This is a genomic window from Streptomyces sp. NPDC001532 (assembly GCF_040298625.1).
In the GTDB taxonomy this organism is placed as follows: Bacteria; Actinomycetota; Actinomycetes; order Streptomycetales; family Streptomycetaceae; genus Streptomyces.
Map to the genome: position 1 here is coordinate 15,521 of NZ_JBEPAL010000051.1, position 15,545 is coordinate 31,065.

At 72.9% G+C, this 15,545-nt stretch carries 15 protein-coding genes; 14 read left to right on the forward strand and 1 reads right to left on the reverse strand.

The window, feature by feature from the left end:
- Positions 1-54: 54 nt before the first annotated feature.
- From ABT232_RS32930 to ABT232_RS32990, 13 genes are all read left to right on the forward strand, one after another.
- Positions 55-537 carry a DUF4188 domain-containing protein gene (locus ABT232_RS32930; protein ID WP_351846945.1) on the forward strand — a complete coding sequence of 161 codons (483 nt, stop codon included), beginning with the start codon at positions 55-57 and terminating at the stop codon, positions 535-537.
- On the forward strand, positions 534-2,240 hold the full coding sequence (locus ABT232_RS32935) for an acetyl-CoA carboxylase carboxyltransferase subunit alpha (RefSeq protein WP_351846948.1): 1,707 nt from the start codon (positions 534-536) through the stop codon (positions 2,238-2,240). Before ABT232_RS32930 ends, ABT232_RS32935 begins: the two co-directional genes overlap by 4 nt.
- The gene (locus ABT232_RS32940; RefSeq protein ID WP_351846952.1) at positions 2,230-2,754 is read left to right on the forward strand and encodes an acetyl-CoA carboxylase biotin carboxyl carrier protein; all 525 of its coding nucleotides are present in this window, start codon (positions 2,230-2,232) and stop codon (positions 2,752-2,754) included. The genes ABT232_RS32935 and ABT232_RS32940 overlap by 11 nt, the downstream gene beginning before the upstream one ends.
- Before the next feature lie 11 nt (positions 2,755-2,765).
- Positions 2,766-4,127, forward strand: a complete 1,362-nt coding sequence (accC, locus tag ABT232_RS32945; RefSeq protein WP_351846954.1) for an acetyl-CoA carboxylase biotin carboxylase subunit — start codon at positions 2,766-2,768, stop codon at positions 4,125-4,127.
- Positions 4,128-4,233: 106 nt separating this feature from the next.
- Entirely contained in the window at positions 4,234-4,713 is a 480-nt protein-coding gene (locus tag ABT232_RS32950) for a cobalamin B12-binding domain-containing protein (protein WP_351846956.1), read from the forward strand.
- Entirely contained in the window at positions 4,713-5,990 is a 1,278-nt protein-coding gene (locus ABT232_RS32955) for a methylaspartate mutase (protein WP_351846959.1), read from the forward strand. The genes ABT232_RS32950 and ABT232_RS32955 overlap by 1 nt, the downstream gene beginning before the upstream one ends.
- Complete coding sequence (locus ABT232_RS32960) at positions 5,987-6,931, forward strand: transporter substrate-binding domain-containing protein (protein ID WP_351846962.1); 945 nt, start codon at positions 5,987-5,989, stop codon at positions 6,929-6,931. The genes ABT232_RS32955 and ABT232_RS32960 overlap by 4 nt, the downstream gene beginning before the upstream one ends.
- A 36-nt stretch (positions 6,932-6,967) precedes the next feature.
- Complete coding sequence (locus ABT232_RS32965) at positions 6,968-7,936, forward strand: DMT family transporter (protein ID WP_450871735.1); 969 nt, start codon at positions 6,968-6,970, stop codon at positions 7,934-7,936.
- Complete coding sequence (locus ABT232_RS32970) at positions 7,933-8,976, forward strand: aspartate-semialdehyde dehydrogenase (RefSeq protein ID WP_351846964.1); 1,044 nt, start codon at positions 7,933-7,935, stop codon at positions 8,974-8,976. The genes ABT232_RS32965 and ABT232_RS32970 overlap by 4 nt, the downstream gene beginning before the upstream one ends.
- Positions 8,973-10,073: an amino acid kinase family protein gene (locus ABT232_RS32975; protein ID WP_351846967.1), complete on the forward strand. Its 1,101-nt coding sequence runs from the start codon at positions 8,973-8,975 to the stop codon at positions 10,071-10,073. The genes ABT232_RS32970 and ABT232_RS32975 overlap by 4 nt, the downstream gene beginning before the upstream one ends.
- A gap of 5 nt (positions 10,074-10,078) precedes the next feature.
- Positions 10,079-11,071, forward strand: coding sequence for a TauD/TfdA family dioxygenase (locus ABT232_RS32980; protein ID WP_351846970.1), 993 nt, complete (start codon positions 10,079-10,081; stop codon positions 11,069-11,071).
- Positions 11,072-11,210: 139 nt separating this feature from the next.
- A complete protein-coding gene (locus tag ABT232_RS32985) occupies positions 11,211-12,239 on the forward strand; it encodes a LuxR C-terminal-related transcriptional regulator (protein WP_351846973.1) in 1,029 nt (342 codons plus the stop codon).
- Between the two features lie 113 nt (positions 12,240-12,352).
- Positions 12,353-13,249, forward strand: a complete 897-nt coding sequence (locus ABT232_RS32990; RefSeq protein ID WP_351846976.1) for a LysR family transcriptional regulator — start codon at positions 12,353-12,355, stop codon at positions 13,247-13,249.
- Positions 13,250-13,332: 83 nt separating this feature from the next.
- Here the strand turns inward: ABT232_RS32990 and ABT232_RS32995 are convergent, their stop codons facing one another.
- On the reverse strand, positions 13,333-14,226 hold the full coding sequence (locus ABT232_RS32995; RefSeq protein WP_351846978.1) for an LLM class F420-dependent oxidoreductase: 894 nt from the start codon (positions 14,224-14,226) through the stop codon (positions 13,333-13,335).
- Positions 14,227-14,688: 462 nt separating this feature from the next.
- Between ABT232_RS32995 and ABT232_RS33000 the strand changes: the two genes are divergently transcribed.
- Positions 14,689-15,528, forward strand: coding sequence for a type 1 glutamine amidotransferase domain-containing protein (locus ABT232_RS33000; protein WP_351846981.1), 840 nt, complete (start codon positions 14,689-14,691; stop codon positions 15,526-15,528).
- Positions 15,529-15,545 lie beyond the last annotated feature (17 nt).

Sequence of the window (15,545 nt, forward strand, 5' to 3'; positions counted from 1 at the left end):
CGGCCCCGAACAGCTCTGTCAGCCCCCGCTTCCGCCGACACGGAGGAAACCCCAATGGACCTCAAGGTCGTCACCGAGCCGCGGATCGCGGTCCCGCCCGAAGGCACGGTGGTGCTGCTGATCGGCCTGCGCATCAACAAGTTCCGGATGGTGCACCGCTGGATGCCGGTGATCGGCTCGATGATCCCCATGCTCATCGAGCTGAAGAAGAACAAGGAGCACGGCTTCCTGTACTCACGGGCCTGGTTCAACCGCACCGTGATCATGGTGCAGTACTGGCGCAGCATGGACGACCTCATGCGCTACTCGCACCGCACCGACGGCCGGCACCGCTCCATGTGGGCCTGGTTCAACCGGGCCGTGCGCAACGACGGCGCCGTCGGCATCTTCCACGAGGCGTACATCGTCTCCCCGGACCAAATGCACACCGTCTACCGCAACATGCCCCGCTTCGGCATGGCCGCCGCCACCGAGTCCGTACCGCAGAAGGCCGCCCCGCCCGTCCCCGGCGGCGAACGCGGGAGGAAAGCGGCATGACCACACCCCGCCAGGTCCGCGCCGACCAGGACGTCCAGTGGCGCCGGTGCGCCTCCTGCGGCGCCTTCGTCTACGGCAAGCGCCTCGACCGCAACCTCAAGGTGTGCCCCGAGTGCCAGTTCCACTTCCGCATCCCGCCCGAGGTCCGCATCGCTCAACTCGCCGACCCCGGCAGCTTCCAGGCCCTCCCGGACACCCCCGCCCCCGGTGACCCGCTCGGCTTCACCGACAGCAAGCCCTACCCGGAGCGGCTGCGGGACGCCCAGGCCCGCACCGGACGGCAGGACGCCGTCCTCGCCGGCCGGATGACCATCCGCGGCCGGCCCGTGGTGACCGCCGTCCTCGACTTCTCCTTCATGGGCGGCAGCATGGGCACGGCCGTCGGCGAGCGGATCGCCGCCGCCGCCCGCCACGCGCTCGCCGAACGGCTGCCGCTGCTGCTGGTCGCCGCCTCCGGCGGGGCGCGGATGCAGGAGGGCGCGCTGTCGCTGATGCAGATGGCGAAGACCGCCCAGTGGGTCGCCACGCTCCGCGAGGCCCGCGTCCCCGTGATCAACCTCAACACCGACCCGACCTTCGGCGGGGTCAGCGCCTCCTTCGCGCTGCTCGGCGACGTCGTCCTCGCCGAACCGGGCGCGCTGATCGGCTTCGCCGGTCCGCAGGTCATCCGCAACACCATCCGCCAGGAGCTGCCGGCCGGCTTCCAGAGCGCCGAGTTCCTGCTGGAGCACGGCATGATCGACGCCGTCGTCCCGCGCGAGAGCCAGCGCGAGCACCTGGCCCGGCTGCTGCACCTGCTCGGCCCGTCGGTGCCCGAACTGCCCGACGCGCCCGACCCGGCGGTCCTGCTCACCCGGCCCCCGGCCACCACCCGCACACCCCGCGAACTCGTCGCCCTCGCCCGCGACGTCCAGCGGCCCACCACCCTCGACTACATCGGCTACGTCTTCGACGACTTCGTCGCCCTGCACGGCGACCGCGTCCACGGCGACGACCAGGCGCTCGTGGGCGGACTGGGCCGGCTCGGCGGGCAGAGCGTGGTGGTGCTCGGCCACCAGAAGGGCCACGACACCGCCGAACTGGTGCGCAGCAACTTCGGCATGCCCGGCCCCGACGGCTACCGCAAGGCCCTGCGGCTGATGCGGTTCGCCGACCGGTTCGGACTGCCGGTGATCGCCTTCATCGACACCCCGGGCGCGTTCCCCGGCATCGACGCCGAGGAGCGCGGCCAGAGCGTCGCCATCGCCGACTGCATCCTGGAACTGTCCCGGCTGCGCGTCCCGGTCGTCTCCGTCGTCACCGGCGAGGGCGGCAGCGGCGGGGCACTCGCCCTCGGCGTGGCCGACCGGGTGCTGATCCTCCAGCACGCCTACTACTCGGTGATCAGCCCCGAAGGCTGCTCCACCATCCTCTTCGGCACCGCGGAGCACGCCGGCCGGGCCGCCGACGCGCTCCGGCTGACCCCTGCCGACCTGCTGCGCCTCGGTGTCGTCGACGGCATCGTGCCGGAGCCGCCGGACGGGGCGCACACCGCTCCGCACACCACCGCGCTGACCCTGAAGAGCGCCCTGGTACGCACCCTCGCCCCGCTGCTCGACCGGTCCGGCCGGCAGCTCGTCGACGCCCGGCGGGAGCGGTTCGACCGCTTCGGGGACCCCCTGTTGCAGCCTGCAGTGGACTGGGAGAGGCACGATGAGCACTGACACGGAGAGCACGGCCGCCGACGGCACGGCGGCGGACCCGACGGTCGAGGAACTGCGGGCGCACACCCGCCTGCTGGCCGGTGAACTCCCCGGCACCCTGCGGCGGATCACCCTGCGGGCCGGGACGATCAGCGTGGACGTGGAGTGGGAGACCGCACCGGCCCCCGCCGCAGCCCCCGCCCCGGCCGCGACCGCCACCGCCGCCACGACCGCGCCCGCGGCACGGACCACCGGCCCGGGCCAGGACCCCGCGGAGGAGACCCCCGCGAACCTGGTCCGCGTCACCGCCCCCCTCGTCGGCACCTACTACCAGGCCCCCGCCCCCGGCGCAGAACCCTTCGTGAAGGTCGGCGACACCGTGGAGGCCGGCCAGCAACTGGCCGTCGTCGAGGCGATGAAACTGCTCAACGCCATCACCGCCGACGTCAAGGGCACGGTGCACGCCATCCACGCGGCCGACGGCGAGATCGTCGAGTACGCCCAGCCGCTCATCGACCTCCTCCCGGCCGGCTGAGGCGGCGCGGCATGTTCGACAAGGTGCTCATCGCCAACCGCGGCGAGATAGCGCTGCGGATCATCCGCGCCTGCCGGGACCTCGGCGTCCGTACCGTCGCCGTGTACTCCACCCCGGACGCCGACGCCCGCTTCGTGCGCGCCGCCGACGAGGCGGTGCACATCGGGCCCGGCGCGCCCACCCGCAGCTACCTCAACATCCCCAACATCATCGGCGCCGCCCTGCGCACCGGCGCCCAGGCCGTCCACCCCGGCTACGGCTTCCTCTCCGAGGACCCCTACTTCGCGGAGATCTGCGCGGACGCCGGGATCACCTTCATCGGCCCGCCGCCGGACGTCATGGAGAACGTCGGCGACAAGGCCACCGCCCGCAAGCTGATGACGGCGGCCGGACTGCCGCTGCTGCCCGGCACCACCGAACCCGTCGACTCGCCGGAGGCCGCCGAGGAGATCGCCCGGGAGATCGGCTACCCGGTCATCATCAAGGCCGCCGCGGGCGGCGGCGGACGCGGCATCACCGTGGTGCACCGGCCGCAGGACCTCCGGGAGGCCTACACCACGACCCGGGCCGGCGCCCAGGCCGTGTTCAAGAACAGCGCCGTCTACCTGGAGCGCTACCTCCCCGTCACCCGGCACATCGAGATCCAGGTGCTGTGCGACGACTTCGGCGGCGCCGTCCACCTCGGCGAACGCGACTGCTCGGTGCAGCGCCGGCACCAGAAGCTCATCGAGGAGTCACCCGCCCCGGGGCTGCCGCCCGACCTGCGCGAACGCCTCGGCGCGGCGGCCGTCGAAGGGGCCCGCGCGGTCGGCTACCGCGGCGCCGGCACCGTGGAGTTCCTGCTGGAGACCGGCCCGGACGCCGACCACGCGTTCTGGTTCATGGAGATGAACGCCCGCATCCAGGTGGAGCACCCGGTCACCGAACTCGTCACCGGCGTCGACCTGATCGCCGAACAGTTGCGGGTCGCCGCCGGCCGGCCGCTCACCGTCAAGCAGGAGGACATCGAGATCCGCGGGCACGCCCTGGAGTGCCGGATCAACGCCGAGGACCCCGACCGCGGCTTCGCGCCCACCCCGGGCCTGCTGGAGGAGTACCGCACCCCCGGCGGCCCCTGGGTCCGCGTCGACACCGACTACGTCCCCGGCTCACGGATCAGCCCCTACTACGACTCGATGATCGGCAAGCTGATCGTCTGGGGCCCCGACCGTGCCACCGCCCTCGACCGCACCCTGCGCGCGCTCGACGAGTTCGCGGTGTCGGGCCCCGGAGTCCGCACCACCATTCCGCTGCACCGGGAAATTCTCCAGCACCCCGAATTCCGCCGCGGCGGTTTCTCCACGGATTTCCTCACCCGCCACTTTTCACTCTGAGCGGGCCCAACCACCTGCTGGTGTATGGAAATTCCTGATCGCCGCTTTCGGATATTCGTTCCGCGGCAGCTGTACTTTTCGCCGGACGAATCCAAGAGTGAGAGACATGTCTGTTCACCCGATACGGACCCGCCCGCTGCGCATCCTGGTCTCCAGCGTCTCCTCCGACGCCCACATGTGGAACCTGGTCTATCTGCAGCTGCTGCTGGAAGAAGCCGGACACGAGGTCGCCAACCTCGGGGTGTGCCCGCCGGACGCGACCGTGCTGGACGCCTGCCGCGGTGCCGACCGGCCCGACCTGCTGGTGCTCAGCACCGTCAACGGCCACGGCCACCTCGACGGACTGCGCCTGGTGCGCGCCCTGCGCCGCGACCCCGAACTCGCCGACCTGCCCGTGGTCATCGGCGGCAAGCTCGGGGTGCGCGGCGCCGCCGACGACCGCCTCGGACAGCGGCTGCTGGACGCCGGATTCACCGCGGTGTTCAACGAGTCCGAGGCACCGGCCCCGCGCCTGATCGCCGACTTCACCCGCTTCCTCGACACGCTGGCCGCGACGGCTCCGCCGGTGCCGGCCGGAGCACGCTGATGGGCCGTTTCGCCGACTTCGTGCGCACCGCGCGGGCGGAGCGGCGGCTCGTCGTCCAGCCCCGGATGGGCTTCGGCGCCCTGGACCGGATGCGGGCCGGCCTGACCGCCGTACGCGACTGCCGGGCCACCACCGTCGGCACCATCACCCTCGACAGCTACACCCGGGTCGGCGACCACGCCTCCGCCCGCCGCGCCCTCGCCGAGGGCGCCGACCTCAACGGCTTCCCGCTGGAGGCGCACGGCGCCCGGACCGTCCGGGCGCTGCTCGCCGACGTGGCCCACGAGGACTTCCCCGTCCAGGTGCGGCACGGCTCGCCGCTGCCGCTGGAACTGTTCCGGATCATGGTCGAGGCGGGCGTCGACGCCACCGAGGGCGGCCCCGTCTCCTACTGCCTGCCCTACGGCCGGGTCCCGCTGCCGGAGGCCGCCGACAACTGGGCCCGCTGCTGCGAACTGGCCGCCGCCGCACCCGCACCCATGCACCTGGAGACCTTCGGCGGCTGCATGCTCGGCCAGCTCTGCCCGCCCTCGCTGCTGGTCGCGCTCAGCGTGCTGGAGGCGAGGTTCTTCCACGAGCACGGACTGCGCTCGATCTCCCTCAGCTACGCCCAGCAGGTCCATCTCGGCCAGGACCTGGAGGCGCTGGCCGCGCTGCGCCGGCTGGCCGCCGAGCACCTGCCCGACGCCGACTGGCACGTCACCCTCTACACCTACATGGGCGTCTTCCCGCGCACCCCCGTCGGCGCCTTCCGGCTGCTGGAGGACAGCGCCCGGCTCGCCGTGCACAGCGGCACCGAACGCCTCATCGTCAAGACACCCGCCGAGGCCCGCCGCATCCCCGCGATCGAGGAGAACGTCGAGGCCCTGGAGTTCGCCGACGCCGTCGCCCGGCAGTCCGCCGCCGACTGCGCGGTGACCCGCTGCCCCGAGCCCGCCGACACCGGCCTTCACGACGAGGCCCGCACCCTCGTCGAGGCCACCCTGGAGCTGGGCCGCACCACCGGCGCCGCCCTGGTCGCCGCCTTCGCCCGCGGCGTCCTCGACGTGCCGTACTGCCTGCACCGCGACAACGCCGGCGCCGCCCGCGCCGTCATCGACGAACGGGGCATGCTCGCCTGGTCCCGGGCCGGCGGCATGCCGGTGACCGTGCGGGCCGCCGACCGGCGCTGCGCCGCCCCGCTCACCGCCCGCCGGCTCACCACCATGCTGGCCCACAACGAACGCCGCTACGACCGCGAGCACACCGTCGGCGCCCTGCTCAGGAGCCCCGCGTGACCGCCCGCGCGGTGCTCGCCGACACCCTGGGGACGGTCCGCGACCGCGGCGCCGTGCGCGCCCTGGTCTCCCAGGGCCAGCCCGGTCTGTCGCAGCGCGCCCCGGACGGCCGCTGGACCGGCCTGGACGCCGATGTGGCACGGGCCGTCGCCGCCGCCGTCCTCGGTGACCCGGAGGCCGTCGACTGGCGGCCCGCCGGCCCCGCCGCCCGGCTGACCCGGCTGGCCGCCGGCCACGCCGACCTGACGGTGTGCAACGTCAGCTGGACCATGGGCCGCGAGGCCGCGCACGGACTGCTGTTCGCCGGCGTCACCTGCTACGACGGCGAGGGCTTCCTGGTCCGGGCCGACTCCGGCGTGCACGACCCGGGGGCGCTCGCCGGCCGCCCGGTCGCCGTGCACGCGGGCTGCACCACCGAGGCCAACCTGACGGCCTGGTACCGGCCGCGCGGCCTCACCGTCCGCCCGGTCGCCTTCGACCACCCGCGCCAGGCGCTGGAGGCGTACGCGGCGGGGGAGTGCGCCGCCTACGTCCTCGACAAGGTGGCCCTCGCCGGCGCCCGGCGCACCCTGCCCGACCCGGACGCGCACCGCATCCTGCCCGCCGAGATCTCCCGCGAGCCGATGGCCGCCGTGGTCCGCGACGACGACCCGCGCTGGTTCCGGATCTGCCGCTGGGTCCTGCAACTGCTGTTCGCCGCCGAGTACGAGACCCACCGCGCCGGTGCCGAGGGCCGCGCCGCCGTCGCCCGCCAGGCCGGCCGGCACGGCCCCGCCGCCGGACTCGACGCCGGCTGGGCCGCCCGGGTGCTGGACACCGTCGGCGACTACGCCGAGCTGTACGAACGCAACCTCGGCCGGGCCTCCGGCCTCGACGTGCCGCGCGGCCCCAACGAGCTGTGGACCAGAGGCGGTCTGCACTACGCCGTCCCCCTGCACTGACATCCCCCCACCGAACGCGAAGGCGAGGTACGACCTGTGACCACCCCCACCTCCCGGCAACAGACCAGAGGGGCCGTCGAACTCACGGCGGCGATGGTCCTGTCGGGCACCCTGGGCGTCTTCGTCGTCGAATCCGGCCAGTCCAGCTTCAACGTGGTCTTCTTCCGCTGCGTCTTCGGAGCCCTCGCCCTGGCCGCCTACTGCCTGCTGCGCGGCTTCCTCCGCGGCCACGGCTTCACCCGCCGCACCTTCGCGCTCGCCGCGCTCGGCGGGGTCTGCATCGTCTTCAACTGGGTCCTGCTGTTCAGCGCGTACACCACCACCTCCATCTCGGTGGCGACCGTCGTCTACCACACCCAGCCGTTCTACGTCGTGCTGCTCGGCCTGCTGCTGTTCAAGGAACGCCTCGACCGCCACCAGGCCGCCTGGATCCTGCTCGCCTTCGCCGGGGTGCTGCTGGTCGCCGACCTGAGCGCGGGCGGCGGCGCGGAGGGCGGCGCCTATCTGCTCGGCGTCGGCCAGGCCCTGCTCGCCGCGCTGCTGTACGCGTTCGCCACCGTCATCGCCAAGCACCTCACCGGCGTACGCCCCGAACTCACCGCGCTCATCCAGGCGTCCGTCGGCATCCCGCTGCTGCTGCCGTTCACCGCGCTCGGCCGGACCGCGGGCCTCGGCGCCGACTGGGGCTGGCTGGCCGGCCTCGGGGTGATCCACACCTGCCTGCTCTACATCCTGCTGTACGCCTCGTACCAGAAACTGCCCACCGCCCGCATCGCGGTGCTGTCCTTCGTCTACCCGGCGGTGGCGATCCTCGTCGACCTCACGGTCTACGGCCACCACATCACGCTGCTCCAGGCCCTGGGCGTCCCGCTGATCGCGGCGGCCGGCCTCGGCGTGAACCTGGGCTGGCCCCTGCTGCCCGCCTCCCGGCGCCGCACGTCACGGGACGACGTGCCGCCGGCCGCGCTCACCCGGACCCCGACCGTCCTTAAGGAACCCCGATGACACTCGTCAGCGACCCCACGGCCCCGCGGCTCGCGATCGCCGGAGCGACCGGAGCCGTCGGCCACACCCTCATCGAACTGATCGCCTCCCGCGGACTGCGCCACCGCGGCGTCCGGCTCGCCGCGTCCGCGCGCTCGGCGGGCCGCCGGATCGACGTCGACGGCCACAGCACGGTGGTCGAGGACCTGGAGCGGTTCGACTTCTCGGACGTCGACATCGCCTTCTTCTCCGCCGGCACGTCCGTCAGCCTCCAGTGGGCCCCCAAGGCGGCCGCGCAGGGCGCCCTCGTCATCGACAACACCAACGCCTTCCGCATGGACCCCGACAGCCCGTTGGTGGTGCCGCAGGTCAACGCCGACGTGCTCACCGGACGCCCGGCGAGCGGCATCATCGCCAACCCCAACTGCTCGACCATCCCGCTGGTCCGGCTGCTGACCACCGTGCAGCAGCGCTGGGGCATCCGGCAGGTCGTCGTCAGCACCTACCAGGCGGCCTCCGGGCAGGGCGAACACGGCATCGAGGAGCTGCGGGAAGGCAGCGAACTGGCGCTGCGCGACCCGGCGGCCGAACTGCCCGCCGAGCGCTTCCGGCCGGCCCTCGCCTTCAACGTCGTGCCGTTCATCGACAAGCTGCTGGACACCGGGTTCACCCTGGAGGAGCAGAAGATGCTCCAGGAGTCCCGCAAGATCCTCGGCCTGCCGCACCTCGACGTCACCACCACCTGCGTCCGCGTGCCGGTCGTCAACTGCCACTCCGAGGCGGTCTGGGTGGAGGCCGGAGCCCCCGTGGACCGCGCCGAGCTGGTGGCCCGACTCGCCGCGCTGCCCGAGGTCACCGTCCACGACCAGGACGTCCCCGGCGGCTTCCCGACCCCGCGCACCGCGGGCGAGCCGGACCACGTCCACGTCGGCCGGGTGCGGGTGGCCCCGCACAACCCGCGCGGATTCTGGCTCTGGCTGGTCGCCGACAACCTGCGGATCGGCGCCGCCCTGAACGCCGTACAGATCGCCGAGAACGTCCTCGAACGGGGGTTGCTGTGAGCGACGCTGCCATTCTCAAGTTCGGCGGCTCCACCTTCCGGACCCATGCCGCCTACGACGTGCTCGCGGCCGGCCTGGAGGAACGGCTGGAGCGCGAGGGCCGGCGGCTGGCCGTGGTGGTCAGCGCCATGCAGGGGGAGACCGAGCAGCTGCGCGGCCGGCTGCACGAGGTCAACCCGCACCCCGAGGACACCACGTCGGCCGGCATGCTCGCCACCGCCGACCTGGTCAGCGCCCATCTGCTCGCCACCGCCCTGCACCGCAGGGGCCGTTCGGCGACGGTGCTCGCCGGCCACCAGGTCGGCCTGATCACCAACTCGTCCTTCCTGTGGGCGCGGGTCATCGAGACCGACCCCGGCCCGCTCAGCCGCACCCTGACCGACCACGAGGTCGTGGTGGTGCCCGGCGGGCAGGCGGTGGACGCCCAGGGACGGCCCACCTGGCTCGGCAAGAACAGCTCCGACCTGTCCGCGATCGCCGTCGCCCGCGCGCTCGGCGGCACCGCCTGCGAGATCCACTCCGACGTCGACGGCATCTACACCTCCGACCCGCACCTGGTCCGCGGCGCCCGCCTGCTGCCCAGGGTGTCGTACAACATGGCCGCCCTGATGTCGCTGTACGGCGCCAAGGTGCTGCACCGCAGGGCCGTCCAGCTGGCCCTGCGGCACGGCATCGAGATCGTCTGCCGCTACAACCGGGCGCCGTTCTCGCCGGGCACCACCATCAGCCGCGAGGGCGACCAGATGGCCGCCATCGTCTTCAACCAGCGGTCCGTGGTGCTCGGCTACGACTCCGACGACATCGCCGACTGCGCGCACGGCGTGTTCCACGCCGCCGGCATCGACACCGTACGGCTCACCGACAAGCCCTGGGTGGCGGTCGTCGGCGGCTATGTGGACCTGGAGGCCGTCCAGCGGCGGCAGAACATCGAACCCGGCAGCTACATCGGGGTGCCGGTGGCCGAGATCCGCGGCTCCAAGGTCACCACCCACATCGCCGAGAGCGGGGAGGACGCCCTGCACCTCGCCCAGCGTCTGCACGACGCGCTCGACATGCCCGCCGCCGACACGCCGCGCCCCCACCTCGCCGGAGTGTGACCGCCGTGACCTCTGCCGACCTCGCCCTGCCCGACCGGGTCCGCGACGAACTCGCGGCCCGGCTCGCGCCGCTGCCCGACCCGGTCCCCGACCTGGACGCCGCGCTCACCCGCTACCACCAGGTCTTCGCCGCCGCCCTGCCCGCCGCGCTCCTGCAGCGGCTGCTGGACTTCGGCCGGCACAACGACGCCCCCGGAGTGCTGTGGGTGCGCAATCTCCCGCACGACGCGGACCTCCCGCCCACCCCCGCCGACGGCGGCCCCGGCACCACCCGCGGCGGTTTCGTCGCCGAAGGCGTGCTGCTGGGACTCACCGGACTGCTCGGCGAACCCATCGGCGTGCTCACCGAGAAGGACGGCCGGATCGTCCACGACGTGGTGCCGGTACGCGCGGGGGAGCGGGCCCAGACCAACCAGGGCTCCGCCGTCTTCCTCAACTTCCACAGCGACATCACCTACGACGCCATCGGCCGCTACGACCTCGCCAACCCCGACTTCCTGGTCCTCAACTGCCTGCGCGGCGCACCCGACGACGACGCCGTCACCTACTACGCCGACGCCCGCGACATCTGCCGCCGGCTGCCCGACCAGGTCGTCGACACCCTGCGCAGCCCGCTGTTCCGCCTCAACGCCCCCGGCAGCTACACCCGCGCCGTGGCCGGGGACGCCGAGGTGCTGTCCGACCCGGTGCCGATCCTCAGCGGCGCCGCCCGGTTCCCCGAGATCGCCGTCTCCGCCAACGGCACCCGGCCCCTGACCCGCGGCGCCGAAGCCGCCCTCAAGGCCCTCGAGGAGGCCTGCGAGGAGGTCGCCCACGCCGTCCGGCTCCAGCGGGGCCAGGCCCTGCTGATCAACAACCGCAAGGGGGTGCACGCCCGGTCCACGTTCCGCGCGTACTACGACGGCCGGGACCGCTGGCTCCAGCGCACCTACATCCGGCGCAGCCTGTGGAACGTGCGCTACCGGGCCACACCGGAGGACCGGCGAGTCCATTACTGAGCCGGTCAAGCGGCCCACATAACGCTGTCAAGACGGCGTGCGCCGCCGGACCGCCGGGCGCGGGGCCCCCGCCCTACGCTGGAACGGATGACCGAAGCAGGCCGCGGAACCACCGCGACACCGGCCGGGAGGTGAGGAATTGACGGACGGTATTCCTCTTCTGGACGAGCTCGCGGTCGCGGCCTACGAACGGGCCCTGCGCCTCGGCCGCTTCGAGGACGCCGAGACGGCCGACGCCCTCGGCGTCGACCCCTCCCGGGTCGAGCAGGCCCGCAAGACCCTCCAGGACCTCAGGCTGCTGAGCGCCACCGCGCCCGGCCGGCCCGTCGTCCCGCTCGACCCGGAGGCCGCCGAGGCCGAACTGGTCGGCCCCCTGGAGGTCGCCATCGCCCGGCGGCGCCGCGAGGCCGCCCGCATCCACCAGGAACTGCGCTCCCTCGCCGCCGCCTACCGGGCCCGGCACCAAGGGCCCGCCGGCGCCGACACGGTCACCGTCCTCGACGACGTCGACGAGGTGCGCCGCGAGATCGACCGGGCCCGCTACGGCTGCACCCGGGAACGGATGAGCCTGCAGTCCGGCGGCGGCCGGCCCCCCGAACTCCTGGAGGCCGACCGCGAACACACCCTGGAACTGCTGCGCCGCGGTGTGCGGGTGCGCACCCTGTACCAGCACACCGCCCGCAGCAGCCTCGCCACCCGCACCTACGTCCAGGAGATCACCCGGCAGGGCGCCGAGGTGCGCACCGTCGAGGAACTCAGCGAACGCCTCATCATCTACGACCGTGAGGTCGCCTTCATCCCGAAGGAACCGCCCGACGGCCGGCCCCCCGGCGCGGCCGTCGTCAGCGAACCCACCATCGTCGGCTACCTCTGCCGGTCCTTCGAGTCCGTCTGGCAGATCGGCCGGCCCTTCGAGGTGGACGGGCACCCCGCGGAGTACCAGCAACTCGCCGAAGAGGTACGGCTGTCCATCCTGCGCCTCATGGCGCTCGGCCTGAAGGACGAGGTCATCGCCCGCCGCCTGGGCATGGCCACCCGGACGTGCCGGCGCCACATCTCCGCGATCATGGAGGAGATGGGTGCGGTCAGCCGTTTCCAGGCGGGCCTGATGCTCGGCCGGCAAGGGCATTTCCCGAAATTCGAGAACGACGACGCGGATGGCCGCTAACTGACGCCGCCTGTCCGCAAGGAGACAGCACCGGATCGTGGCGCTCCCGACGGCGCCGGTGATTCCCTGAATTGACAGATCCATTCGGTGTCGGCCCAGGCAGGGAGAGGACCATGGATATCAGGCAGCTGGCGGCGTTCCACAAGGTGGCCACGCTGCTCAGCTTCTCGAAAGCGGCCACGGAGCTGAAGTACGCGCAGTCCAGTGTCACCAGTCAGATCAAGGGCCTGGAGATGTCGCTCGGCGTGGACCTCTTCGACCGCCTCGGCGGGCGCATCCAGCTCACCGAGGCGGGCCAGCGGCTGCTGCCCTACGCCGAGCAGATGCTGAGCCTGGCGGGCGAGGCGCGCGGCGCCACCGTCGGCTCCGGAGACCCCGCCGGTGTCCTGACCGTCGGCTCGATGGAGTCCATCACCTCCTACCGGATGCCGCCGCTGCTGGAGTTCTTCCACCACCGCTACCCGGCCCTGCACATCGTGCTGCGGCCCAGCCTGTGCGCGGAGACCTGCCATGCGCTGCGGCAGGGCATGTTCGACATGGGCTTCCTGATGGAGGCCGAGACCCGGCACCCGGGGGTGCAGACCGAGGTGCTCGGCTCCGAGCCGCTGACCGTGGTCGCCGCGCCGGACCACCCGCTCACCCGGGCCCCCAAGGTGACCACCGAGGAACTGCGCCGCACCCAGGTCATCTCCGCGGAGGCCGGCTGCGCCTACCGGGAGCTGTTCGAGGCCGAACTGAACGACGGCACCGGCGAGGCACTGCCGTTCCTGGAGTTCGGCACCATCGAGTCCATCAAGCGCGGCGTCGCCGCCGGCCTCGGCATCTCCTTGCTGCCCACGGCCTGCGTCCAGGACGCCCTCGACAACCGCGTCCTCGTCCGCCTGGACTGGGACATCCCCTTCCAGGTCTTCACCCAGCTCGCCTGGCGCCGCGGCAAGAACCTCACCCGAGAGATGCGCGTCTTCGTCGACCAGACCATGAGATTCCTGGCGGAGGAGTACGCCCACTAGTCCGGCAGTCCCGCGCGCGAAGAAGGCCCTCCCGTTCACGGGAGGGCCTTCCGCCTGGACCGGGCACGACGACGGGGACACGCCTAGCCCGTGGCCACCGGCCGCAGCTCCCGCAGAGTGCTGGCCAGCATGCGGATGTGGTCGTCGACGGTGGCGAGGCCGAGGCCCATGGTGCTCAGGGACAGATGGGTGGCGCCCAGGTCGCGCCAGCCGGCGACGAAGTCGGGCCACTTCGGCTCCGGCACGTCCGCGAGGACCAGCCGCGCCTCGAAGCCGAGGTCCGCCGGGTCGCGGCCGGCGGCCAGCGCGTAGCCGCGCACCCGGCCCACCATCGAGCGGGCGGTCTCGTCCGGCGGGCGCTCGGGCAGCCAGCCGTCGCCCAGCTCCCCGGCCCGGCGCAGCACCGGCTCGGCGCTCCCGCCGAACCACACCGGGATCTCGCCCCGCGCCGGACGCGGCAGGATCGACGCGTCGTCGAGCCGGTGCCAGCGTCCCGCGAAGTCCACGGCCGGCCGGGACCACAGCGCCCGCAGCAGCTCGACCTGTTCGGCGCTGCGGGCCCCGCGGTCGTGGAAGTCCGCGCCGAGGGCGTCGTACTCCGCCTTGTCCCCGCCGATGCCCACGCCGAGCCGCAGCCGGCCGCCGCTGAGCACGTCCACCTCGGCGGCCTGCTTGGCGACGAGCGCGGTCTGCCGCCGGGGCAGTACGAGGACGCCGGTGGCGAGTTCCAGGGTGCGGGTGACCCCGGCGAGGTAACCGAAGAGGACGAACACCTCGTGGAAGAGGCGGTCGCCGGGGTGCCCGGACGCGCCGGGCCGGTCACCGCTCCCGGCGCCCAGCACCTGGTCGAAGGCGACCACGTGCCGGAAGCCCGTCTCCTCCACGGCCTGCGCCCACGCCCGTACCGCTCCGGGGTCCGCGCCGATCTCCAGGTGCGGGAAGACCGCGCCGAGACGCACGACGCTGCGCTTGGCCATCGCGCGCCCCCGTCAGCCGCGTCCGACCAGACCCCAGCCGTCGTCCTCGTCCGCTGCCGGCCCGCGGTGTGTCCTGGTCACGTGAGTCCTCCCTCGGTCGCCATGCCGCGGCGCGCGCCCACCCGGGCGCGCGCTCTCTCGCGCCTCCACCGTCCTCAGGTGCCCCATGCCCCAGTGCCCGGCCCGGCCCGGCGGCTCTCACTCAGTCATCCCGGTGGTCACACTTCGTCAAGTGCCGCCGTCAAGGCCGCGGACCGGGCGCCGCACGCCCCGCCGGGCGGCCGTCGCGGGCCGAGCGCCACGGACTTGCCGTAGTGCCGCCACCCACTTGGGTATGTGCGCCCTCCGCCCGCCCCCGCTCTGGTGGCGCGCGGACCGCCAAAAATAGACAGGGGTCCGGTAGTTCACGTGTCCGAGCGCGGCCCGACGCACGCTGCCGGACGCCGACCGAGAGGAACCCCCATGAGCAGGCGCATCCTCGTCGTCCTGTCCGAGTACGGCTACTGGGGCGAGGAGCTGATAGGCCCCCTGGAGACCTTCGACAAGGCGGGCTACCACGTCACCTTCGCCACCCCGACCGGCAAGCGGCCCGTGGCGCTCCCGCCCAGCATGGACCCCGACTACGTCGACCCGCCCCTCGGGCGTTCCGTGACGACGCCCGAGATGGCCGCCAAGGTCAAGGCCGTCGAGGCCTCCGACCGGCTCGACCACCCGCTCGACCTGTCGTCCTGGCTGCCCGACCGCCCGTACCGCTCCAAGCCGTACTTCCTGCGCGACTGGGAGGCCTACAACTCCCGGCTGGAGAAGGTCCAGGAGCAGATCGCCGACCGCTACGACGCGCTGCTCATCGTCGGCGGCAGCGGCCCCATCGTCGACCTGGCCAACAACTGGCGGGTGCACGACCTGATCCTCGCCTTCCACGCCCTCGACCGGCCGATCGCCGCCGAGTGCTACGGCGTCGCCTGCCTGGCCTTCGCCCGCGACCAGGAGGACCGGCGCAGCATCATCCAGGGCAAGCACGTCACCGGCCACTGCATCGAGTACGACTACCTGGACGGCACCGGCTTCGTCGGCACCGACTTCGTGATCGGCCCGCCGCCGTACCCGCTGGAGTACATCCTGCGCGACGCCACCGCGCCCGGCGGCGCCTACCACGGCAACTTCGGCAAGACCACCTCGGTGATCGTCGACTACCCGTTCATCACCGGGCGTTCCACCCCCGACTCCTACCTGACCGGCCAGAAGACGGTCGAGGTCCTCGACCACGGGCTGCGGCAGTGGGGATTCAAGGCCCAGGACTGAGCACCCGGCAGCGAAGA